The 23,262-nt window shown below is 43.5% G+C and carries 23 protein-coding genes; 5 read left to right on the forward strand and 18 right to left on the reverse strand.

Annotated features, from left to right (window positions below; translation table 11 throughout):
* Positions 1-244: 244 nt before the first annotated feature.
* The 8 genes from P343_RS22595 to cyoE all read right to left on the reverse strand — a co-directional run bounded on the left by P343_RS22595 (position 245) and on the right by cyoE (position 5,656).
* Complete coding sequence (locus P343_RS22595; RefSeq protein WP_023509000.1) at positions 245-517, reverse strand: YlbG family protein; 273 nt, start codon at positions 515-517, stop codon at positions 245-247.
* A gap of 149 nt (positions 518-666) precedes the next feature.
* Positions 667-1,110, reverse strand: coding sequence for a YlbF/YmcA family competence regulator (locus P343_RS22600; RefSeq protein WP_023509001.1), 444 nt, complete (start codon positions 1,108-1,110; stop codon positions 667-669).
* Positions 1,111-1,188: 78 nt separating this feature from the next.
* Complete coding sequence (locus tag P343_RS22605) at positions 1,189-1,446, reverse strand: YlbE-like family protein (protein WP_023509002.1); 258 nt, start codon at positions 1,444-1,446, stop codon at positions 1,189-1,191.
* 5 nt (positions 1,447-1,451) lie between these two features.
* Complete coding sequence (ylbD, locus tag P343_RS22610) at positions 1,452-1,913, reverse strand: spore coat protein YlbD (RefSeq protein WP_023509003.1); 462 nt, start codon at positions 1,911-1,913, stop codon at positions 1,452-1,454.
* A gap of 117 nt (positions 1,914-2,030) precedes the next feature.
* A complete protein-coding gene (locus P343_RS22615) occupies positions 2,031-3,086 on the reverse strand; it encodes a CAP domain-containing protein (protein ID WP_023509004.1) in 1,056 nt (351 codons plus the stop codon).
* A 121-nt stretch (positions 3,087-3,207) separates the two neighbouring features.
* On the reverse strand, positions 3,208-3,744 hold the full coding sequence (locus tag P343_RS22620) for a hypothetical protein (protein WP_023509005.1): 537 nt from the start codon (positions 3,742-3,744) through the stop codon (positions 3,208-3,210).
* A gap of 121 nt (positions 3,745-3,865) precedes the next feature.
* Entirely contained in the window at positions 3,866-4,393 is a 528-nt protein-coding gene (locus tag P343_RS22625) for a GNAT family N-acetyltransferase (RefSeq protein WP_023509006.1), read from the reverse strand.
* A 333-nt stretch (positions 4,394-4,726) separates the two neighbouring features.
* On the reverse strand, positions 4,727-5,656 hold the full coding sequence (gene cyoE, locus P343_RS22630) for a heme o synthase (RefSeq protein WP_023509007.1): 930 nt from the start codon (positions 5,654-5,656) through the stop codon (positions 4,727-4,729).
* A 361-nt stretch (positions 5,657-6,017) separates the two neighbouring features.
* On the opposite strand from cyoE, the gene P343_RS22635 reads away from it, so the two are divergent.
* Entirely contained in the window at positions 6,018-6,941 is a 924-nt protein-coding gene (locus P343_RS22635) for a COX15/CtaA family protein (protein ID WP_023509008.1), read from the forward strand.
* 93 nt (positions 6,942-7,034) lie between these two features.
* Here P343_RS22635 and pyc read toward each other — a convergent pair whose 3' ends face one another.
* The 3 genes from pyc to P343_RS22650 all read right to left on the reverse strand — a co-directional run bounded on the left by pyc (position 7,035) and on the right by P343_RS22650 (position 12,117).
* Positions 7,035-10,478 (reverse strand): pyruvate carboxylase, encoded by a 3,444-nt coding sequence (gene pyc / locus P343_RS22640; protein ID WP_023509009.1) that lies wholly within the window; start codon positions 10,476-10,478, stop codon positions 7,035-7,037.
* Positions 10,459-11,625: an FtsW/RodA/SpoVE family cell cycle protein gene (locus P343_RS22645; RefSeq protein ID WP_023509010.1), complete on the reverse strand. Its 1,167-nt coding sequence runs from the start codon at positions 11,623-11,625 to the stop codon at positions 10,459-10,461. Before P343_RS22645 ends, pyc begins: the two co-directional genes overlap by 20 nt.
* A 210-nt stretch (positions 11,626-11,835) precedes the next feature.
* Positions 11,836-12,117 (reverse strand): Fpa/YlaN family protein, encoded by a 282-nt coding sequence (locus P343_RS22650; RefSeq protein ID WP_023509011.1) that lies wholly within the window; start codon positions 12,115-12,117, stop codon positions 11,836-11,838.
* Positions 12,118-12,299: 182 nt separating this feature from the next.
* On the opposite strand from P343_RS22650, the gene P343_RS22655 reads away from it, so the two are divergent.
* Complete coding sequence (locus P343_RS22655; protein WP_023509012.1) at positions 12,300-12,509, forward strand: YlaI family protein; 210 nt, start codon at positions 12,300-12,302, stop codon at positions 12,507-12,509.
* Between the two features lie 129 nt (positions 12,510-12,638).
* On the opposite strand, the gene typA is transcribed toward P343_RS22655, so the two are convergent.
* A complete protein-coding gene (gene typA / locus P343_RS22660) occupies positions 12,639-14,492 on the reverse strand; it encodes a translational GTPase TypA (protein ID WP_023509013.1) in 1,854 nt (617 codons plus the stop codon).
* 193 nt (positions 14,493-14,685) lie between these two features.
* Here typA and P343_RS22665 point away from each other — a divergent pair, with 193 nt between their 5' ends.
* The gene (locus P343_RS22665) at positions 14,686-14,868 is read left to right on the forward strand and encodes a hypothetical protein (RefSeq protein WP_023509014.1); all 183 of its coding nucleotides are present in this window, start codon (positions 14,686-14,688) and stop codon (positions 14,866-14,868) included.
* Positions 14,869-14,885: 17 nt separating this feature from the next.
* Here the strand turns inward: P343_RS22665 and P343_RS22670 are convergent, their stop codons facing one another.
* Complete coding sequence (locus P343_RS22670; protein ID WP_023509015.1) at positions 14,886-15,716, reverse strand: inositol monophosphatase family protein; 831 nt, start codon at positions 15,714-15,716, stop codon at positions 14,886-14,888.
* Between the two features lie 196 nt (positions 15,717-15,912).
* Complete coding sequence (locus P343_RS22675) at positions 15,913-16,101, reverse strand: hypothetical protein (protein WP_023509017.1); 189 nt, start codon at positions 16,099-16,101, stop codon at positions 15,913-15,915.
* Between the two features lie 225 nt (positions 16,102-16,326).
* On the opposite strand from P343_RS22675, the gene P343_RS22680 reads away from it, so the two are divergent.
* Entirely contained in the window at positions 16,327-16,974 is a 648-nt protein-coding gene (locus P343_RS22680) for a YktB family protein (protein WP_023509018.1), read from the forward strand.
* 412 nt (positions 16,975-17,386) lie between these two features.
* Here P343_RS22680 and lpdA read toward each other — a convergent pair whose 3' ends face one another.
* The 4 genes from lpdA to pdhA form a co-directional block, all read right to left on the reverse strand.
* On the reverse strand, positions 17,387-18,796 hold the full coding sequence (gene lpdA / locus P343_RS22685; protein WP_023509019.1) for a dihydrolipoyl dehydrogenase: 1,410 nt from the start codon (positions 18,794-18,796) through the stop codon (positions 17,387-17,389).
* A 2-nt stretch (positions 18,797-18,798) separates the two neighbouring features.
* A complete protein-coding gene (locus P343_RS22690) occupies positions 18,799-20,079 on the reverse strand; it encodes a dihydrolipoamide acetyltransferase family protein (protein ID WP_023509020.1) in 1,281 nt (426 codons plus the stop codon).
* 105 nt (positions 20,080-20,184) lie between these two features.
* On the reverse strand, positions 20,185-21,162 hold the full coding sequence (locus tag P343_RS22695) for an alpha-ketoacid dehydrogenase subunit beta (protein WP_023509021.1): 978 nt from the start codon (positions 21,160-21,162) through the stop codon (positions 20,185-20,187).
* The gene (gene pdhA / locus P343_RS22700; protein ID WP_031263611.1) at positions 21,159-22,259 is read right to left on the reverse strand and encodes a pyruvate dehydrogenase (acetyl-transferring) E1 component subunit alpha; all 1,101 of its coding nucleotides are present in this window, start codon (positions 22,257-22,259) and stop codon (positions 21,159-21,161) included. The genes P343_RS22695 and pdhA overlap by 4 nt, the downstream gene beginning before the upstream one ends.
* A gap of 371 nt (positions 22,260-22,630) precedes the next feature.
* Between pdhA and def the strand changes: the two genes are divergently transcribed.
* Entirely contained in the window at positions 22,631-23,188 is a 558-nt protein-coding gene (gene def / locus P343_RS22705; RefSeq protein ID WP_023509023.1) for a peptide deformylase, read from the forward strand.
* Positions 23,189-23,262: the final 74 nt, after the last annotated feature.

A 23,262-nucleotide genomic window follows, 5' to 3' on the forward strand; every position in this document is an offset into this window, starting at 1 on the left:
TCCTTTGAGATGTTGGTCCAACCGCGGATGCTTACGTTTCCCCATAAGTTTTCCGCCGGTTTCTCCTCTCCCATTGTCTTGCATCGTTTGATGCGTAAAGACAGCCCGCAGTTTGCCTGCGGGTTTTTTCTTATTTTATCAGAAAATATTATTGGGAGCTTGTCCATTCAGTAGGAAACAAATAATTGAGTGTACTCAGCAAATAGTATGACATATGTCTTCAAGCCGTCACTTTGCCAAACAGTTAGTTATAGACCTCATCTTTTTCTTCAAATTTCGACTTGCCTTTTTCATAGGTCGTCGGGATTTCTTGCAAATGCGAACGATCAACTGCCTTAACAAACTTTAATTTTGAAAGCTGGCTGATCATTCCTTCCGTTTGCTCATGATCACAATAGAGAATCGCATATTTCATTCGTTTGGATATGTAATGAACATATCCGTAACGCCTAAGTACACGTAAATATTTTGTATTATACAGCCAAACAATAAGGCCGTCTCTTTTCTGTAAGTCCACCGGAACACACCACCCCTTTATTTCCATGCAACATTCTCTATCTGTTTGCCGAGATCGTCCGCCGGCCTTTAATACGATTAGACAAAATAAATGGTTAAGTACTATATGTTAACTGTTCGAAAAAAAATCGAGTCTGCAGTAAATTTTCTTTACCGTGTGTGGCAACTGCACTTTCCGCCGGAACCACAACCTGTGCCACATGATCGATCAAAGAACGGATCACCGGTCGGCACTTTGATTGACTTTGAAACCGAGCGTGCAAGGATCAGGCTTAACTCCCCTAGCAAATCGCTCAGTGCCTTTTCATTTTGCTTATAGTCGGCAATTAAAGGATTTGTGTCCAGCTCACGTTTGCTCTCCATCATTTCCTTGATGACCGGTTTATAGTCTGGATGATATCGTCCAAAGCGTTGCACTTCGTCATATTTCTCTCTAACCTTTAAAAATCTCCCAATTAAGTGCTGCGTCTGTTCATCACGCTCAGCATTTTGCTTGCTAGCCATATAGGCAGCGTACAATTCTGAATGAATCACCATTGAAGCAAGTTCATCAGCATCATCCAGAAGTGAGGCGTTTTCTAGTGTTCCAATCATCTCATCACCTCCAGTTCTATTAAAATATACAACAAATAGAGACAAAGCGCCATTAATCCGGCAAACAGGCGATCATAATTATTTGGGTTGTTCTCCAGACTTTTGCTCGCTCATAGCCTGTGCCATCGCTACAAGCATCGACATCACGCTGGCACGTTGATGAAAACGATCCAGCCTTTGGCCAAACGTTCGGCCATAAAAAAGATCCGCGGCAGGCTTGAGTTGGTTCAAGTCCCCTGGGGATCGGCTTAACCTGCGGTACCATTCAGGATGCACACGCACAAACAGTTTTTCATCAGGACGTTGATCCAGATAATCTTGAATGTCTCCCCTCATCTCTTTCAATCCCTTCGAAAGAAAAATGGATTCTGATTGCGTGAGTGCCCAGACATCTGTGAAGGTGATGTAGGATCGGCACCGTTTTGAGCACCTGTTTCATTTTGGCCGCTCTGTGAATTACTTTGGCGAAATTGCCCAACAAATGTCTGAATCCCCGTCAGTGCGCCGCTAATCGTGTCAAGTCTTTCTTGCCACTGCTTAGTGTCTATATTGTCTACCACTTTCAGGATTTTATTGAACGAAAAAGTCGAGCTTTTTTTCTCTTCATCTCTTTTATCGTCTTCTTTTGTTTTCTTGAGCCCGTATTTTCCCCAGATTTCGTGTGATTCGCCAAAGATCACCCAATCATCAAAAACATCGCTCCACTTTATGTTGTTTTCATGAACATGAGCAACAATTTCCGGATGATTGCGCAGAAATGTCTTGAACCTTTTAATAGCGGCATTGGTCTTCTCTTCTGCCATTTGGACACACTCCTTTCCTAATCTTTCCACCTATGATTATCATAATCACCACAAGGAAAGACGTGCACCAAAATAATAAAATTTAATAAAAATGATCCCTGACCGATTCGCTTATTATCAGGGACCCATCGGCCTCACAAAATCCTGCGTGTAATAGTTCTGATAAGAACCTACACCAAGTTCAGTAAAAGCAGAATTTAACAAGTTCTTCCGATGATCAACACTATTCAGCCATCCCAAGCTTACTGCGATTGCATCCGGATACTTCGCTGCGATATTTTCACCTGCAGTTTGAAACATAATATTTTCTCTTTCCAACCGGGTTTTCAAGTCACCAGACCATTTGGAGTCATGGGAAAAATAATTCTTTGTCTCCATTTCTTTACTATGCTTGAACGCAGCCTGATAAGCTTCTTCATTCCATTGCAGCATTTTTTTCTTGTATCTTGAGCGAAGTACATTACTGATATCAAAAATTTCCTGATCTTCCGCATGGTTTACTGCTGTCCATTCACTACTGGATAGGGCTTGCGATTCAGGCAAAGGCCCTTGATATGTCATTGAATAGGGATGCTGCTTTGCAAGCACTTCGGTCGTCATGTAACGAATACCGATCAGTCGATCTGAAATATGATCAAAATTAAGCTGAGCCCAATATTTACCAAATTTTATTAGTGGTCGAACCATCATATCTTCTTCATTTAATTCAAAATCAATTTTTGTGTTTTGAAAAGAAAAGGCCACTTCATCTGAAATCGGCACCTTTTCGTATATTTTCTGAGATTCGTCCCCAATGATAAATGGTGCGGTTTTCAATTTTTTTCCAAGTGCATAAATAGTAGTGACTCGGTTGGTCGAATCATCAATACCCACTTGCAGATATTTTTCACTGCCCCTACCGTAGATAAACCAGTTATAGCCATATTTAGTCGGATCGATCCGTTCCGGTTTGCCTAGATATTCTAAAATCTGTTTTTCGTTCTTACCCATCAATTTATGAATACCGCTATCCGGCACTTTGAATGCTGAATGGTAGGTATTTGACAGTTGATTTCGATTTCCTGACGGTTTCCCTTCATTGCCTGAAGGAAGACTGATAAGACTGATTAAGAATGTGCCGGCAAAAACAATCACCGCTATGGAAAAAATGATTATATTGGTTTTCCTCATCATCTTTTCCTCCTCCTGAATCTTGAAAACTCTCTTCCATTATATCAACCCTGTCATATTGTGGATAGAATGACAACACGTTTCACACGATTTATTTGCCTGTTATTACTAACATAATCTTTGCTTAGCGAGAATTAGCATGCGCAACGAGTACTACCCATACACGCCCTTTTTTCCCTGATGCGTAGCCTGTTCCAATTTGCTGAAATGCAGGCAATCTAATTAATGAACTTGCACGCTTTGATTTACGCCAAACGGTTTCCACCGATTCATTATTTTCAACAGTGTGTAAAGTAATCATTTGAATGTCGCTGCCATCAAACCCAAGCGTATTCAGCATACTATGAACGTCTATCAATGCTGCCGCCTCACGTTTACCGGCAGCTATTTTTTCTGCCTCCAGCCGGCTAATACGGAACAAATTCCAGTCTGGACGAAGATTTTGCCTGTGCAGTTCGTGCCTTTGACCATTTATTACATCCAACAGATCTCTTTCAGGCTGATGCACTGGAGACAGCTGCCGTTCCGCTTGCTCATGACCATTTATTTGCGCCGATGCATTGTGCAGGATGCCTGCATAGATCATCATTCCAGTTGCCAAGACTAGTGTGAACGTAACAAATACATAACGATGTTTTTGAAACGAGACTGGTAGTTTCATCGAATTCCTCCTTGAACATCCAGTCCCATTCTTGCCAATATTCCCTTTTAATAAACCCTGACAAACCTTGTGAAGTCTCAGTTCACCTTATTGCATCACTACTCCGGTATTCCCATATCTATTATCCTTTCATTCTCGCACGGTCAGATAAATTTTCTTTTATCAATTTAGCCATATAAAAAGCGTTCTTCGGCAGATCATCTATGAATAATGCAGACTGTCGAATGCCCTCAACATGGTAATCGGATGTTCCAAACAAAAGAAGTGCGGCACGATTGTCGTCTGCAATCGATGCTTCAAGCCGAAAAAAATGGTTGTCAGTCGCCCATTTTTCTGCCTCAACTAATAGTTTCCGCCCATAACCGTGTTCTCTCCATTCCTTCCGTACAGCGATAATCACGTGAGCCAAACGATTCATTTTAATTGCGCTGTGCCCGATAATCGCAGCAAAACCAATATCTGTATTATCCTGTTCAGCAATAAAAAAAGCGGAGCGACATTGATCAGAATCCTTCAATACATTGGTTAACGTATTTAATCCTGCTTCACCTGGTTCAAAGATCAAATCGTCGGTCTCCGGTTCTATTTCAATATACAAATGATGTAATCGTTCGGCATTCTGTTCATTCATTCTCCTGATTTTCAGCACCGACAGACACCCCTTCTAGAAAATCATCACTATAAGTATATGGTTTGTCCGTGAAAAAGATGTTAGAAGAGGACATTCTCTGTTATTAGATATCGTTGATCGATGCCAAATTCGCTCGCTTTCCGCGGGTGATCTGCGAGCCTCCTCGCTCGGGTACACCTCGTTGATGGGGTCTCGCCAGGCTCCCAATCAGCGGGTATCGTCCCGCAGAGACTCGCAAATTTCGTATCTCTAAGATATGGACAGTAATCAACAGTGAAAATAATCAGAGTTTATTTAAATGTACAAAAAAACCGGGAGGATAATCTTCCCGGCTCACAGCTATTCGTCACATTAATTGAAAAAAGTTGAGACGATCATAATGATGAACAGCAACGTCATATAGTTTAGTGAAAAAACAAACATCATTTTTGCCCATTTCATTGTATCTTTCGCTACCAGCCCATAGATTGCGATTCCTAGCCATGTAAATCCAAGTGCCAAAGCGCAAATCACATAAACCAAGCCTAGGAAGTAAAGAAGCAGGGATACAGGAACAAGCACAGACACATAGAAAATCATTTGCCGTTTGGTGATTTCAAATCCAGCGACCACAGGCAACATTGGAATACCCGCACGTCTGTATTCTTCTACCCGTTTCATCGCGAGCGCCAAAAAGTGCGGCGGCTGCCATAGAAACAATATAAGAAAGAGTACCCAAGGTATAGGCGAATTAAGTGACGGATCAATCGCTGCCCATCCAATCAGTGGAGGAACGGCTCCTGCAACGCTTCCGATCACTGTATTCATTGAATGACTTCTCTTCAGCCACATTGTATAGACCAGTACATAAACGAGCAGGCCTAATAAGCCAAATGCCGCCGCAGTTACTGATGCTGCCAGCAGTGCAAGCAGACCGGTCACCGACAAGGTCAGCCCCATAATCAGCACTGTTTTCCCTCTCAATTTTCCTGTTGCCGATGGGCGTTCATGCGTCCGTTCCATTAATGGATCAATATCACGATCAATAAAATTATTTAACGAGCATCCACCGGCAATCACAAGTGCCGTTCCGATCAGAACAAAAAGAACCGGTACCGCATCTGTCCAAAAATCTTCCTGTGTCATATATAAGGCAAGCCAAACCCCTGTGAATGCGGTCATCAAATTAGAATTCACAATACCAATTTTCACTGTTGTCAAAACATCTCTGACCAATCTGCTCCATGCTGAGGGGACATTTCCTGCTTCCATCGCCTGATCATTCGGTCCGATTATTTTCATCAATTGAAAAGCCTTCTTTCTCTATGTTACTTATGATTTCAATCTTCTTCTGGCTGACGCGCCAATTTTCACATGATGAATCAGTGAAAGCTCAAAAACTGTACTAGATTTTTTCATCAAGCGCAAATTCTAACCCCTTTCATTATATATGAAGGATTTCTTTTTGTCTTATGTTTTACACAATGATCTTTATCACATAATCAATGGCTTATATCGCTTTTTTGTGCCTGTTTTTTGCCCAAACTTATTTTTTTGTCACTGAATTGAGCGAATTATTCTTGAATGGCTGATATTTCTGCTACAATAGTGAATGCATAACTGATCGAAATATCAGGTGTAATCTAGAAATCAGGTGATTCATATGAAAGATCGTATTTTAAAAATATTAAGCATCACCGGAATGCTTTCCGTACTCATTGTCGTCCTTATGGGAGCTCTTGTAACCAACACTGGTTCAGCATATGGCTGTGGCAATAATTGGCCATTATGCAATGGACAAGTGATCCCGAATGCAACGGCCCACCAAACCTGGATTGAATTCAGCCATCGAGTTGTTTCAGGCATCGCATCCATACTCGTTGTCATTCAAGCCATTTGGTTATGGCGTCGTTTCAAAAAAGTCTGGGGCGGACGTTTTCTAATGATCTCTTCTGTCTTCTTTATCTTTCTGCAAGCATTTCTCGGTATGGCCGCTGTGGTCTGGGGCCAATCTTCCGTTGTTCTCGCTCTCCACTTTGGCATCTCTCTGTTGTCGTTCGCCAGTATGCTTCTGTTGACCTGCCTTGTGTTCGAGACGGGAACACCTCATCTAAATTTTTTCCACCTATCAGTGAACCGGGCAATGAAATGGAATTTTATCCTTTTAGGCATATTCTCATATATTCTAATCTATTCCGGTGCTTTCGTTCGTCACACAGAGTCTAGTTTAGGCTGTACTGATTTTCCACTCTGCAATGGCCATCTGTTTCCCGAGCCGCTCATTAGTAAGGCTGGCGTGCAGTACCTGCATCGAGTACTCGCGCTCATTCTATTACTCTGGCTGATCGGAACATTGATCGTTTCCTTTAGGCGTTATCATGATCAGCCGCAGCTCTATAACATACTTATTCTGTCCTTGATCTTTGTTTCACTCCAAGCCGTATCCGGAGTTTTTATCATCGTGACAAAGATGAACCTGCTGTTCCTGCTTCTGCATGCGTTATTCGTCACCGGATATTTTGGCTTACTAACTGTGCTGATCCTATTCGGATGGCGCCCTCAATCAAAGACGCCTGAAAAAGTGTAAGAATGAATAAATTGTTATATATACAAAAAGAACCGAAGTGAAATGATCCTCACTTCGGTTCTTTTTGTATATTTATTCAGTTACAATCATTGATCAATTCAATTCAATCATGAGATCGGCAGTTTCAATCACATCGTTTTCGTTGACATAGACCTTCTTGACTGTCCCATCAATTGGAGACTGAACTGTAGTTTCCATTTTCATTGCTTCAGTTACAAGCAAGTGATCGCCTTTTTTCACGCGTTCGCCTGCGGAAACTAAAACTTTCACTACAGTTCCAGGCATCGAAGCGCCAATCTGATGAGGATTGTTTTTCTCAGCTTTCGTATGAGCCACTTCCGAAGCTTGAACATTCATATCTTTAATCGATACTTCACGTGGCTGACCGTTCAGCTCGTAATAAAGCGTCCGAGTTCCGTCCTTCTGCGGATGACCGATCGAAATCAGTTTTACAACAAGCATTTTCCCTTCTTCAATCGTCACGGAGACTTCCTCTCCAAGACGCAATCCATAAAAGAATGTCGGCGTTCCAAGAACAGTTGTCTCACCATAGGTATCGCAAAAATGCAGATAGTCCGTATACACTTTTGGATAAAGCGCCGCAGATAGCACTTCATGGTATTTAAATTTACGTTCAAATTTTTCTTCCAGACGTGCCTGAATATCTGAGAAATTAACCGGCTCTAAATGTTTGCCCGGACGATCCAGGAGTGGCTGCTTGCCTTTTAGAACAATACTCTGCAATTCTTTCGGGAATCCTTGATAAGGCTGGCCAAGTTCGCCCATAAAAAAGTTTACGACAGAATCTGGGAAGTCAAGTGTTGCACCTTTTTCATAAATATTATCTTCAGTCAAATTATTCTGTACCATGTACAGTGTCATATCACCGACCACTTTCGATGAAGGCGTAACCTTCACGATGTCTCCGAAAAGAAGATTTACTCGGCGGTACATGTCTTTAACCTCTTCAAAACGATCGCCAAGACCTACTGCTATTGCCTGTTGTCGCAAGTTGCTGTACTGACCGCCAGGCATTTCCAGTTTGTAAATCTCAGCATTAGATGTTTTCATCCCGCTTTCAAATGGGAAATAGTATTGCCGAACCTTCTCCCAATAATGGCTCAGTGATTCAAGCGCATCAATATTAATATTCGGCCGACGATCATTTGCCCCCATAGCGTAGTACAGTGAGTTGACACTTGGCTGAGAAGTCATGCCGGCCATTGCTTCAACCGCAACATCCACAATGTCGACACCAGCCTCAATTGCGCGTACATAGGTGTAAATGCCGTTACCGCTTGTATCATGTGTATGAAGATGGATCGGCAGGGAAACCGTCTCTTTTAATTCAGATATCAGTTGGTATGCTGCTTCTGGTTTGAGCAAACCTGCCATATCCTTGATGCCGAGAATATGCGCGCCTGCAGCTTCCATATCCTTCGCCAATTTCTTATAGTAATCGAGATTGTATTTTGTTCGTGATCCATCCAGGATATCTCCCGTATAGCACATGGTAGCTTCTGCAATCTTTCCGCTTTCAATAACCGCTTCAAGCGATACCCTCATCCCTTCAAGCCAGTTCAGACTGTCGAAGACGCGGAAGACATCCACGCCATGTTTTGCAGCCTCTTTAACAAAGGCTTTAATCAGGTTATCTGGATAGTTTTTATAGCCAACTGCGTTTGAACCGCGCAGCAGCATCTGAATAAGTATATTCGGCATTTTTGCCCTAATCTTGCGCAATCTCTCCCATGGATCTTCTCTCAGGAAACGGTAGGAAGTGTCAAATGTTGCTCCACCCCAAGCTTCTTCCGAGAAGAGATTTGGCAACAGATGTGCTGTTTGGGCAGCGACGCGTACAATATCTTTCGTACGCATCCGTGTTGCGAGCAAGCTTTGATGTGCATCACGGAACGTTGTATCCGTCAGAAGCACTTGTTTCTGGGCTTTGATCCAATCAGCTACACCTTGGGCACCTTGTTGTTCTAAAATCTGTTTCGTTCCTCCAGGGAACGGTTCAGAAAGCTTGATTTCCGGAACAGGCGGGACATCAAAAACGGGTTTCTTGTTTTTCTGGATGCCCGGATAACCATTAATTGTGATATTTCCAATATAGGTCAGCATTTTGGTTCCGCGGTCAAGAATTTTATCAAAAACAAACAGTTCCGGTGTCGTGTCAATAAATGTCGTTGATACGTGGCCTTCAAGGAAATCCGGATGCTGAACCACATTAATCAGGAATGGAATGTTTGTCTTAATCCCTCTGATTCGGAATTCTTTAAGATTTCGCAGCATTTTTACCGCTGCACTCTTAAATGTACGCGCAGATGTCGACAGTTTAACAAGTAATGAATCATAGTAAGGCGTAATCACCGATCCGGTGAACGCGTTGCCGGCATCCAAGCGAACGCCGAACCCTCCGCCGCTTCGATAGGCGACAATTTTGCCGGTGTCAGGCATAAACTGGTTACTTGGGTCCTCTGTTGTCACACGGCACTGAATCGCATACCCATACGTACGGATATCTTTCTGTTCCGGGATCAGGACAGGATCTTCGTGCAAGCCATAACCTTGGGCAATAAGAATTTGCGAGGAAACGATATCGATTCCTGTAATTAATTCCGTAATGGTGTGCTCAACCTGAACTCGCGGATTGACCTCGATAAAGTAAAATTCACCTGAAGGTGTGACAAGAAATTCTACTGTACCGGCATTTAGGTAATTCACGCTCGTCATCAAACGAACAGCAGCATCACAAATATCATGGCGCAGTTTCTCACCAAGCCCTCTGCTTGGCGCAACCTCCACTACCTTCTGATGGCGGCGCTGAACAGAACAATCACGTTCATAGAGATGGACGGTTTCACCTGAATGATCCGCCATAATTTGCACTTCAATATGACGTGGATGATCCAGGTATTTTTCAACATAGACGTCTTCCTTGCCAAAAGTCTGCTTCGCTTCAGAAGTCGCACGTGCGAATGCTTCATCGACGCCCTGAGCACTGCGAACAATACGCATGCCGCGGCCGCCTCCTCCAAGCACAGCCTTTATAATAATGGGATAGCCATGTGTCGCACCAAATGTTTTAACTTCGTCAACAGAAGCAACTGAACTGCCGGAACCTGGAATGACCGGGATTTCTGCCTTAATAGCTGCTTCTCTCGCAGCTGCTTTGTCGCCAAATGTCTTAAGATGTTCCGATTTCGGACCAACAAAGATAATTCCCTCTTCCGCACAGCGTCGTGCAAAGTCCGCATTTTCAGAAAGGAAGCCATATCCAGGATGAATGGCCTCGACATGATGGGCTTTTGCAACCTCAATAATACCCTCAATATCAAGATAAGCCTCAATTGGATTTTTCCCTTCGCCGACAAGGTAAGATTCGTCTGCTTTATAACGATGATAGGAGCTAATGTCTTCCTTGGAATAAATGGCCACCGTCCGGATGCCAAGTTCTGTACAGGCACGGCAAATTCTGATTGCAATTTCGCCACGGTTAGCGATCAGCAATCTTTTAATTTTTTGCTTTAACATTCTCTCTCTTCCCTTCTTCATAGCTGTTTGACCTTTTCATATTAACAAATGCAGAAATATTCATTAACACACATATGGAAAAAATCATCATGATCAGCGACGAACCGCCGTAACTAACAAAGGGCAGGGTGACACCTGTGATTGGCAAGAGACCTGTCGCCGCGCCCAAATTAACAAAGGTCTGAATCGCCAGCATGCTGGAGATGCCAATCGCCAGCAAACTGCCGAAAACATCCTTGCAACGGATCGCCGTTACAAATCCTCGAAAGACGAGAAAAGCCAAGCAAATAATGACAAACAAAACGCCCAGCAATCCCAATTCTTCTCCGATCACTGAGATAATAAAATCGGTTTGCGGTTCCGGCAAAAATCCTGTTTTTTCAATACTATGCCCCAACCCTCTTCCAGTAAGTCCTCCAGAAGCAATCGCAATATATGAATTGATCAACTGGCGTCCTGTCGTGTTTGCAACCGAAAAAGGATCATAGGCGGCAGTAAACCTTCCAAGCTGGTTGCTGCTCAAAAATTTATTATAAAAGAACAGCACGAATATCAGAGCAAAACCGCCTAAAAACACAAGATGTCTGGTCCTGAGCCCTGCGCAAAGCACCATCACTGTTGAAATCAAGATTAAAATCATCGCTGTCCCGAAGTCTGGCTGAACGGCGATTAAGCAGAAGAAAACCATGACAACAATTAACGGAGGCAGCACCGATGTTTTAAAATCAGATATAGAATTCTGTTTGTTGGAGAAAACCGACGCCAAATACAAGATCACCGATATTTTCACCAGCTCCGCAGGTTGGATATTGAATGAGCCAATGTGGAACCAAGACTGGGCATTGTTGACCGTGTTTCCTAACGCAAAGAGCAAAAAAAGCAAGCCCAGCGACAGAATGATAAAGGGTTTAACCAACTTTCGGTATGCCTGGTAAGGAAAAATCAAACCAAAAATACCTACAGGAATTGCCAGGAAGAACCACATCAGCTGATGAACAAAAAAGTAGGCAGGCGGCTGGGGCGTCGCAAAAAATAGTCCCGCCCAAACTGATCCAGCGCTATAAACCATGATAAGTCCAAACCCGATTAACAGTAACATAACTACAAGCAAAGAATAATCATAATAATGTAACAGCTTTTTCAACATGAGATTCACCTATCTGATCCAAGATCAAAACGTCTCCGGATACTTCTATACATTGAATAGATACCGTATGAACCCCTGGTTGTTCATTCACATGAAGGCCAGAACTCAGTGGCTCTACATAAGTAAATCCGGCAACTCTTTTCACGTTCTTTTCGACAAAAAAGCCCAAACCACACCCATGTGCAGGTTGTGAGTTTGAGCAATTAGGTTTTATTTCTGTGTCGATGCTTCGTGGAGAGCGGAAACCTGCCTCTCAAGTGAGCTGAGCAGCTCTCTCCCCTCATCAGCGCGCACAAGACCGAGGCGAACCGCAAAGTCGATCTCACGGGATAAGCCGAACATTTGAGTATCCAATACTTCTTCGTACAGGGGGCACTGGGGCATCGTCAAATTTTCCATTTGCACCCCAATCAGCTTCAAAATCTTTTGCGCGTCGGCCTGCAACAATTCATAGGCTTTCTCTCGCTTACCTATCTTAATTTCGACTGACAATCTGCTCCCCCCTTGTCTCAATTACTTGCCTAAATTTTATCTTACCCTCTGTTATGCTAAAATGCAAGATTAATCACAGTTGCCTTTATTAATTGGTACATGTCTTCCCAGCAGACCGGATTTCATTTGAACTTCACCAATTAGGATAAAACCTGCTATACTGTTCCCAAGGAGGTTTTTTCATGCAAGTGAAATGTGCATTATGTGAAAAGATCTGTCAGCTGGATGACCAGTCTGTCATTGCCAAACGGCTGAAAAACCGGCCGATCCATACCTATCTATGTGATTCATGTAATAAAAGAATTAGCGAGCGAACGAGAGCTCGTTGGGCTACCGGAAACTTTGCACTGCACCTGCCCTTAAACGGCAATAAGAAAACCAGCCGCTCTTAAGATTCATAACTGTATTTTCCCATCCGAAAAAAAAACGTCTGTGCCAATAAGGCCGCAGACGTTTTTTATATCTTGGAAAAAACAATCAACCATTAAATATTAAATTCTGGCTGCAATTGACGGTGAGCATCAACCGTTGAACTTTGGTATTTTGCTTCCACGTCTTTCATAACGTTCACGCTCGCCTTTGTTCAGGATTTTCTTGCGCATCCGAACACTTTTCGGCGTAATTTCACAATACTCATCATCATTCAGATATGAAAGCGAATCTTCAAGAGACATCTTGCGTGCTTCTTTCAAAGTGACGGTTTGATCCTTATTTGAAGAGCGGACGTTAGAGGCGTGCTTTGCTCTCGTTACGTTAACCGTTAGGTCGTTCTCGCGGTTATGTTCTCCGACAATCATACCTTCATAGACACTTACGCCAGGTCCGACAAACATTTCACCACGATCTTCAAGTGCGGCAAGTGAATAAGCAGTTGTCTGGCCTTGATCCATTGATACCAGCACACCATTCCTGCGTCCGCCGATTTCTTCCTTAATAAACGGAGCAAAATGATCAAATGTGTGGTTCAGGATACCATAACCGCGTGTGTCAGCCATAAATTGGCGATTGTAGCCAATCAAACCGCGAGAAGGAATCATGAAAGTTAACCGGGTTTGTCCTGGTTGTTCCTGTCTCATATCTTTAAGTTCAGCTTTACGTTTACCCATAGATTCGATAACCGCGCCAACGTATTCTTCCGGAACATCGATTTGTACCGCTTCATACGGTTCACACAATTTGCCGTCAACTTCTTTTGTTATAACGCTTGGTTTCGATACAGACAGTTCATAGCCTTCACGACGCATCGTTTCAATAAGAATTGATAGGTGAAGTTCTCCTCGTCCGGATACGATCCATGAATCATGTGAGATAGAGTCAGATTCAACCTTCAAGCTGACATCACGTTCCATTTCAGACATCAGACGATCTTCAATCTTTCTACTCGTGACATGATCGCCTTCCTGTCCCGCAAATGGGCTCGTATTCGGGAGGAAAGTCATCTTCAGGGTCGGTTCATCAATACGCAATGGAGCAAGCGGATCAACTTTGTCGACATCATTAATCGTATCACCGATATCAATATCCGACACACCAGTGATCGCTATAATATCACCTGAGCAGGCTTCATCGATTTCTGTCCGTTTCAGTGCATGGTAGCCAAAAAGTTTGGTAATGCGGAACTTTTCAACGCTTTCTCCGCCGTTTTTAACCAAAACTGCTTCTTCGCCGACTTTGATTTTGCCGCGATAAATACGGCCAATACCGATACGTCCGACATAATCGTTATAATCAAGCATCGTTACTTGGAACTGCAAGCTTTCATCGCGATTGTCAACAGGAGCCGGAGCGTATTTCAGAATCATATCCAAAACAACGCTCATATCCTGATCAACATGTTCAGGATCCGTACCTGCAACACCATTCACAGCTGATGTGTACACAACAGGGAATTCTAGTTGATCTTCATCGGCACCAAGGTCGATAAACAGGTCAATAACTTCATCGACAACTTCAGCGGGCCTCGCCATTGGCTTGTCGATTTTATTTACAACAACAATTGGCTTCAGGTGTTCTTCCAAAGCTTTCTTCAACACAAACCGTGTTTGCGGCATGCATCCTTCATAAGCGTCAACGAGTAAAAGAACGCTGTCCACCATCTTCATGATTCGTTCTACTTCACCGCCAAAGTCAGCGTGTCCGGGCGTATCCACAATATTTATTGTATGGTCTTTGTAAGAAAGACTCGTGTTCTTTGCCAATATTGTAATGCCACGTTCCCGTTCAATTGCGTTTGAATCCATTGCACGTTCATTAATGTGTTGATTCTTGCGGAATGTTCCTGATTGCATCAATAGTTTGTCTACTAGGGTTGTTTTACCGTGGTCGACGTGTGCAATAATGGCGATATTCCGCAGTTCTTCCCGAAATTTTGTCATTTATTTTTTACTCTCCTCATTATATCCGATAGCTTCGCTATAGTAAGCCGAAACATACACATGCAAATTATTCTCTCATAAGCAACCTCATGTTGTCAATTTTTTCTGCATGCTGCGAAATTTTTTTCCGTCTTTCTTCGTTTTCTTTGTGCTTTTTCCAACCGCGCTTTATGATGTTATAGGAGGTGTTCATATGTTTCGCGGATTAATTGTTTTGCTCATACTGCTTATCGCTGCCTTGCTCGTCGGTATTGTCGTAGGAATGATCTTTGTACTGCCGCTGCTGGCGTTGCTTTGTGCTTTTGGGGTAATTCTATTGATGTGGATCGGCTTCATGCTTAAAGCGCTACAGCAGAATAAGGAAACGCGTAAGTAAATGGTGTATCAAAATGGTTACTGCGGCTCAGTAAGAAATTTGCCTTCAGCTACCTGTTCTTTGATGTGTTGAATCATGTACTCATGTAGTCCGGGACGCGCGGCAAGGATGGAAGTCCGGCTAAGAATGTTGATCTGTTCTCCATCTGCTCTAGAGTAAAGACCTCCGACCTCATTCAGAAGGATCAATCCTGCACCGTAGTCCCATGGTGAAAGCCGCATCGTGAAGTAAGCATCAAGAAGTCCGGCCGCAACATATGCCAGTTCCAGAGAAGCCGCGCCATATGCGCGTGTGCCGCTGCTTTTTCTGACAATCTCTGTCATAATGTCTTGATCAATTCGCCGATTTGGTTTTAGCCAAGTTGTGCTCATATCGATTAGTGCATCCTCAATTTTTATTTCAGTAAGAGGGCTTAACTTTATATCATTTTGATAAGCGCCTTGGCCGGAAAGACAGTGAAAAAATTCATCACCCATCACATCGTAGATGAATGCCGCTCTTCCTCGGCCGTTTTCATATACTCCGATTGAAATAGCGAAAAAGCGTTTCTGCATGACAAAATTAAGTGTGCCGTCAATCGGATCAAGAAGCCATAGAATTCCATTTGTGTCCGACGATCCGTCGCCATATCCTTCTTCTGAAATAATTTTGTGCTCAGGATATGTATCCCTGATCTTCCCAACTAAGAACTGTTCAATTGAACGATCCATATTCGTGACCAAATCGTTATGCGCACTTTTTTCGCTGATCTCAAGCGGATTGGATAATGACGCGCGCAGATGATCGGCTGCTTTCCTAATCCAGCCGATTACTCTTTTTTCGAGAATTGCCCAGTCGTTAAACTCCATCTATATTCACTCCCGATTCTGCATGTCTCAGACGCCTGCTCACATCAATTGCGATCGTTTCTCGTCTTCGTCTAAAATAATAGTACATCATTTACAGACAAAAAGAAAAATCACCGCATTGAAACGGTGATCGTTGATAAGATTATTCCTATCATTTTTGGAACAGTACTTTAGATGCAATTCGATGATCATTCTTTTAAATTTCAAGAAGCAGCATCTCCCGCCGCAGCTCCTCTAATTTCTGTTTACACAGTTTGATGGTTTTATAATCTTTCTTGATCAAGGCCTGATGCAAAACAGCAAGTTCAGTGTCAATCTCCACTCGAACTTCAGGAATTCTCTTCTCCGCATCTTTCCTGCTCAGTGTTTGGCTTAACTGTTTCATAGCGAATGCCACATCCCTTCGTTTTTAGTTCAAAAAAGGGTTAATCGAACAGGAGTGTTTCTTAACTATCCGGTTTGTAAGTTATTGTTTCTTTAGTTTATGCTGAAGAATCGCGCTTATTGCCATAAAAATTTGCTGTTTTTGAAAAGCTTCGAACCCAAATTTTACAGCAGAGCTGTGGTAGACTATGGTAAGCAAGTATCGCCTGCATAAGGAGTGTACAGAATGTCACTAAAAGGATTTACGAAACAGGATTTTGAACTTATGGAACTTCCAGGACTCGATACGAGAATGGCCGCGATCAAGCAAAGGATCCAGCCGAAATTCAAAGATTTAGCCGAGTATCTGACTCCATTTCTAAGCGAACAGGTTGGAATGCCTTTTTATACGCATATTGCTCGTCACGCGCGCAGGACGGTGAATCCTCCTGACAGTACCTGGTTCGCAATAGCACAGGATAAAAGAGGCTACAAAAAATATCCTCATTTTCAATTTGGCATATGGCCAACTCATCTCTTTTTCTGGCTTGCTATCATTGAAGAATATTCGGATAAAAAGCAGTTTGGTGAAGCTCTGCTGACGCGCGTTCCGGAAATTTTGCAAAATACACCTGACCATTTTTCATGGTCTCCAGATCATATGAAAGATGAATACGTCGCTCATCACACGCTTGATGAAAAGCAACTTCAAAACATGTTTTCTCGTTTGAAAAATGTCCGAAAAGCCGAACTTATGTGTGGTGTCGTTATTTCAAAGGATGACCCGATTGCCGGACAGGGAGACAAATTGGCAATTTTTCTTAAAGAACAATCCACAAAACTGCTTCCTCTTTACAAACTTGCCAACCAAAGTACAGGAGTTTCCATATCCTGAAAGATGGTAGATACTAAACGATTCACGCAAAAGAAGGTGTAAGAAGGATCTTCTGCTAGAAACGTGCACGTCCTGTGCACAACGCAGAAGTCACCGCATCCTGCGGAAGTTCTGTGTCAACTTGCTTTTCCGCTCCTCACGTATTAACAGGGGAACTTCAACTAATAACGCGTACGTCCTGTACGCAACGTTGAAGTCACTACATCCTGTAGAAGTACGCTCCGGGGCTCAAAGCTGCGTTTCCTTGACCTTCTTGCGACGCCCAGGATGGGCTAGTGCAGGCGTTGCAACAGGATGTTGCGTTCTTAGCCTGTAAACCTATCCTTTGTCCTCCTTTCGAACAGACTCTAAAAGACCTGAGCAAGAAAATTTGCTCAGGTCTTTTTTCATTTAATTATTTATTTACATCTTATTACTTGGCGATATGGATTGGCTTTCCCAGTACCACTTCCGCAGCTTCCATCGCAATCTCACCAAGCGTAGGGTGAGCGTGAATGGTCAAGGCAAGGTCTTCAACCGTCATTCCGGATTCAATCGCTAACCCGAATTCAGCAATCATATCACTCGCGCTTGCCCCGACAATTTGCGCACCGAGCACCAACCCATCTGACGCGCGAGAAACAATCTTTAAAAATCCGTCAGGCTCACCAAGTGAAAGTGCGCGGCCGTTCGCTGCAAATGGGAACTGACCGGTTTTCACTTCATAGCCTTCTTTAACTGCTTCTTCTTCAGATAAACCGACAGATGCGATTTCAGGATCAGAGAAAACAACCGCCGGCATCGCACGATAATCAATCTCCGATGCCTCACCGCTGATGGCTTCAGCAGCTACTTTTCCTTCATATGATGCTTTATGCGCAAGTGCAAGACCTGAGACGATATCGCCAATCGCATATATTTTATCCGATGTCGTTTTTCCTTGCTTGTCAACTTTTATCAGGCCACGTTCAGTGACTTCGACGCCTGCTAAATCTAGGCCAAGATCCTTTGTATTCGGGCGACGTCCTACCGTTACCATAACATAATCAGCGTCAAAAACTTGCGCTTTGCCTTTGACCTCTGCAGTAACCGCGACACCGCTGTCTGTCTCTTCTACACCCTTCGCAAGTGCGTTCGTATAGATTGTCACGCCCTTTGCTTTGAGTTTCTTCTTAACAGGAGCAATCAAACGCTTCTCAAAAGCAGGCAGAATGGAGGGCGTGCCTTCGAGAATCACAACTTCGGTGCCAAATCCCGCAAATGCTGAACTGAGTTCAATGCCAATATAGCCGCCTCCAATAACGACCAGTTTCTTAGGAACTTCTTTCAGAGCGAGTGCACCCGTAGACGAGAGGACACGGTCACTCCATTTGAATCCTGGAATCTCAATTGGACTCGAACCGGTTGCGATGATGCAATGATTGAATTTGTAACGTGACGACTCATACCCATGATTGACACGTACAACATCAGTGTCTACAAACAATGCTTCACCCTCGACAAGTTCGATGCCGTGTGCTTTGAAGAGTCCCTTAACACCGCCTGTCAGGCGGTCAACCACCTGGCTTTTCCACTCCTGAACTTTTAGAAAATCAACGGTTACATGTTCAGCTTTAATTCCATAAGCTTCGGAATGATCCATTTGTTCGTAACGGTGACTTGCTGAAATTAGAGCTTTCGACGGAATGCATCCGACATTCAGACAAACTCCTCCGACATGCTCTTTTTCAATGACGATAACACTTTGTCCGAGCTGTGCGGCGCGTATCGCTGCGACATATCCACCGGGCCCCGCTCCAATGACAACCGTATCCACTTCTGTGGTAAATTCCCCTACTACCATCTCTACCCCTCCAAAATAAGGCGTTGCGGATCAAATAACAACCTTTTTATTTTGTTCATTGCCCTTTGAGCTGTCGCGCCGTCAATCAGACGGTGATCAAAACTCATAGACAGAGCAAGCATAGGTGCGGCAACAATCTGGCCATCACGAACGATGGCTTTTTCAGATATTCTTCCGACTCCGAGAATGGCGGATTCAGGTTGGTTAATTACTGGCGTAAACCATTGCCCGCCTTCCGAACCGATATTGGAAATTGTACACGTTCCGCCTCTCATATCCTCTGAGGTCAACTTTCCGGCACGCGCTTTTTCTGCAAACTGCTGGATGTCTTGAGCAATCTCATACATCGATTTGCCTTCTGCATGCTTGATGACTGGAACAACCAGTCCGGCATCCGTATTCGTGGCAATGCCGATGTTATAATACTTTTTATAAATAATTTCCTGATGCTCTTCATCAAGTGAGGCATTAATTATTGGATATTCCTTCAACGCGGCAACTAACGCCTTTACAATATATGGGAGATAGGTTAGTTTTACACCAATCTCCTGTGCTTCCTCTTTAAATAACTTTCGATGTGCAACCAATCTTGATACATCGACATCGTCCATCAATGTCACATGAGGAGCCGTCTGCTTTGAATGTGCAGTTGCCTTTGCAATCGCTCTCCGGATGCCGATAAATTTCTCTCTTGTTTCCAAGCCTTGAATTTCAGAAATTCCGTCACGATCTTCATGAGACTCTTCTAATTCTGACGATTTTTCCGTCACTTGCTGCGCTTCTGTTTCAGCAGGCGCTGCAAGCATTCTGTCGATATCTTCCTTAAGCACTCGACCATTACGTCCGGTACCTTTAACCAATTGAATATTGACAGCTTTATCTCTCGCATATTTCCGTACGGATGGCATAGCAATTACTAAATCACCGGTTTTCGCTCCGGATTGTTCTTTCACTTCAGCAGTTGATCCTTCCTTTTCATCTAGTTGATCAGCCGCCGCGAATTGAATATCTTCTTCTTGAGCAGTGTCCGCTTCATTATCCGCGCCATCCGCCTGCAATGTGATAACTACAGTGCCGACCTCAACAATCTGGCCTTCATCGGCATTAAGTTCCAGTACCTTACCATTGACAGGCGAAGGAATCTCGACAACCGCTTTATCATTTTGAACCTCCGCTAAGGTATCATCTTCACGGATGGTGTCTCCTGGTTTCACAAACCATTTAAGTATTTCGCCTTCATGAATACCTTCACCGATATCCGGCAATTTAAACAAATAGGCCAACGGCGTTCACTCTCCTTCACTTCCTTGGACATAACTTATTACGGTTACATTAAACTATATCCGCGATTTTTTTTCGCAGACCAAGGAACCAATCATTATTCATGATTAAAAGTTTAGCGTTTCTTTTACTTTATTAATAATGTCTTTTTCGTTAGGAAGCCAGACATCCTCAGCAGCCGCAAAGGGAAAAACGGTGTCCGGAGCATTGACTCTGCCAACAGGCGCGTCAAGATAGAGCAATGCTCGATCGTTGATCTCGGCAATGACATGTGAAGCGATGCCTGCTTGCTTCTGAGCTTCCTGAACGACAACCGCGCGATTTGTTTTCTTTACGGACGAAACGATTGTTTCTACATCAAGAGGGCTAATCGTGCGCAAATCAATAATTTCACAGTCAATTTTATCTTTCTTTAACTGTTCTGCAGCCTTCAGCGCTGTACGCACCATCGCGCCATAGGTAATAATTGAAATATCCTTACCTTCTAGTGCGACATTCGCCTTTCCAATTTCAATTGTATAGTCATTGTCTGGTACTTCTTCTCGGAACGAACGGTATAATTTCATGTGTTCCAGAAAAACAACCGGATCATTGTCTCGAATTGCAGAAATTAACAGTCCTTTGGCATCGTATGGATTTGATGGGATGACGACCTTTAGACCTGGGCACTGATAGAACAGGCCTTCAAGATTATCCGCATGGAGTTCCGGTGTTTTCACACCTCCGCCAAATGGCGAACGGATGGTGACCGGAGCATGATAGACACCACCGGAACGATATCTCAATCTGGCAAGCTGTGAGGCAACACTATCCATCGCCTCAAATACGAAACCAAAAAATTGGATTTCCATTACCGGTCTGTACTGCTGGAGAGCGAGTCCCAAAGCAAGTCCGCCAATTCCAGACTCTGCAAGCGGTGTATCAAATACACGTTCTTCACCAAACTCATCATAAAGTCCTTCTGTGGCCCGGAATACACCTCCGTTTTTTGCTACATCCTCACCAAAGACAAGGACGTTCTCATCGTTGCGTAGTTCCGTTCTCAGTGCATCAGTTATCGCCTGGATCATCGTTTTCTGTGTCATCGCTGATCCCCTTCCCGTGCGCTGTACTCTGTCAGCTGTTCTTTTACATTCTGTGTAGGTTGTTCATACATAAAACTGAGCAAATCCGTCACCTTTTGCTTCGGAACTGCATCTGCTTGTTTCAATGCCTTGGCTACATCCTCTTTTGCTTGATCTGCCGCTTGCTCTTCGTCTTCTTTCGACCAGAGGCCAAGCTGTTCCAGATAGTAGCGGAAACGGATCAGCGGGTCTTTCTTCTCCCATTCGCCGGTCAATTCATCGGTACGGTAACGTGTTGGATCATCTCCAGCCATCGTGTGCGGCCCATACCTGTATGTCAACGTTTCAATTAATGTCGGACCATTACCGGCAATCGCATAATCACGTGCTTCTTTGGCTGCAGCATATACCGCCAGCGGATCCATGCCATCAACCTGTATGCCGCGTATTCCGGCAGCAACCGCTTTTTGTGCCAATGTTTGTGTCGCTGTCTGTTTTTCAACAGGAACTGAGATGGCAAAACGGTTGTTCTGGCAAATAAACACAGCCGGAGCTTTATAAACCCCCGCAAAATTCATCGCCTCATAAAAGTCGCCTTGAGACGTCGCACCATCACCAAAGTAGCAGAACGCGATCTGCGCCTTGCCTCTTTTCTTGAGACCAAGCGCGATACCCGTAGTCTGCGTGCACTGTGCCCCAATAATAATTTGAGGCATGACGGCATTCAATGCTTCTGGATACTGACCACCTTCAAAATGCCCTCTTGAATAGAGAAATGCTTTATAAAGCGGCATGCCATGCCAAACAAGTTGTGGAATATCCCTATATGAAGGCAGCAGCCAGTCTCCTTTGTCCATCGCGTATTCGCTCGCCAGCATTGAAGCTTCCTGACCTGCGACCGGCGCGTAAAAACCAAGCCTTCCTTGCCTATTTAATGAAAGTGCGCGCTGATCCCATATTCTTGTATAAACCATGCGCCACATTAATTCTCTTAATTGTTCGTCCGTCAATTCAGGTTTTTTTTGATTGTTCACGACGTGCCCTTGCGTATCAAGAATACGTAACGTCGGAAAAAAGTCTTCGATCTTTCCAGAATAGTTTACAGGCAAGTCCCTCACCTCTTCCCATCAGTATGCATGTTTTCTTTCATTTTTAACAAAGAGACAAATGTCACTAAAGCGCTTTCAGTAAAAAGGTTTTTCCAAAAAATCAAGGATCCTGTCGGCTTCCTTCCATTTTCCATTCCAAACAACCGCGGAAGCCTAACCGATTAGAGCAGTTAAGTGAATATAGCGCTTCACTAAACTCAGTTTATAATACCTCGTTCAATGAAGTCAAACTAAAGGCTTACACCTTGTCGATGGAAAGCAAGAACGTTTTAAACGGTTCAGTAAACATTCGATGATTTTAATGATACACTATAAGCAGAGATAATAATAAGTGACCAGACGTTCTGTTCACTTGAAAGGTTGAAGGAGTGGCTCTATTCATGATTACGATGGAAGATATTATTAGGGAAGGTAATCCCATTCTTAGACAAGTTGCTAAAGATGTGCCGCTTCCGGCTTCCGATGAGGAAAAGGATACACTGAGAAAAATGCTGGAATTCCTTAAAAACAGCCAAAACGAAGAAATCGCGAAAAAGTATGGCTTGCGCGCAGGTATAGGCATCGCTGCGCCTCAAATCGCTATGAGTAAACGAATGATCGCGTTGTATTTAGATGATGAGAATGGCAAGCATTATGAGTACATGCTGTTCAATCCAAAAATCATCAGCCATTCGGTTGAAAATACGTATCTAGAAGGCGGCGAAGGATGCCTGTCAGTTGACAGAGATGTTCCCGGATTTGTACCTCGCCATGCCCGGGTTAAGGTAAAAGCATTTGATATCGACGGACACCCTGTAACATTGAGGTTGAAAGGCTATCCTGCCGTAGCGATTCAACATGAAATCGATCATTTGGACGGTATTCTATTTTATGACCATATAAATAAAGATGATCCATTTAAAATACCTGATCACGTGGCTGAAGAAGATGTCTACTGATCAATAGAAAAGAGCCGCGGATCTGCGGCTCTTTTCTATTGATCTAATTTTATTACAGGCTGTTCGAAAAGGAG

This window comes from Sporolactobacillus laevolacticus DSM 442 (genome assembly GCF_000497245.1).
GTDB classification, from domain to species: Bacteria; Bacillota; Bacilli; order Bacillales; family Sporolactobacillaceae; genus Sporolactobacillus; species Sporolactobacillus laevolacticus.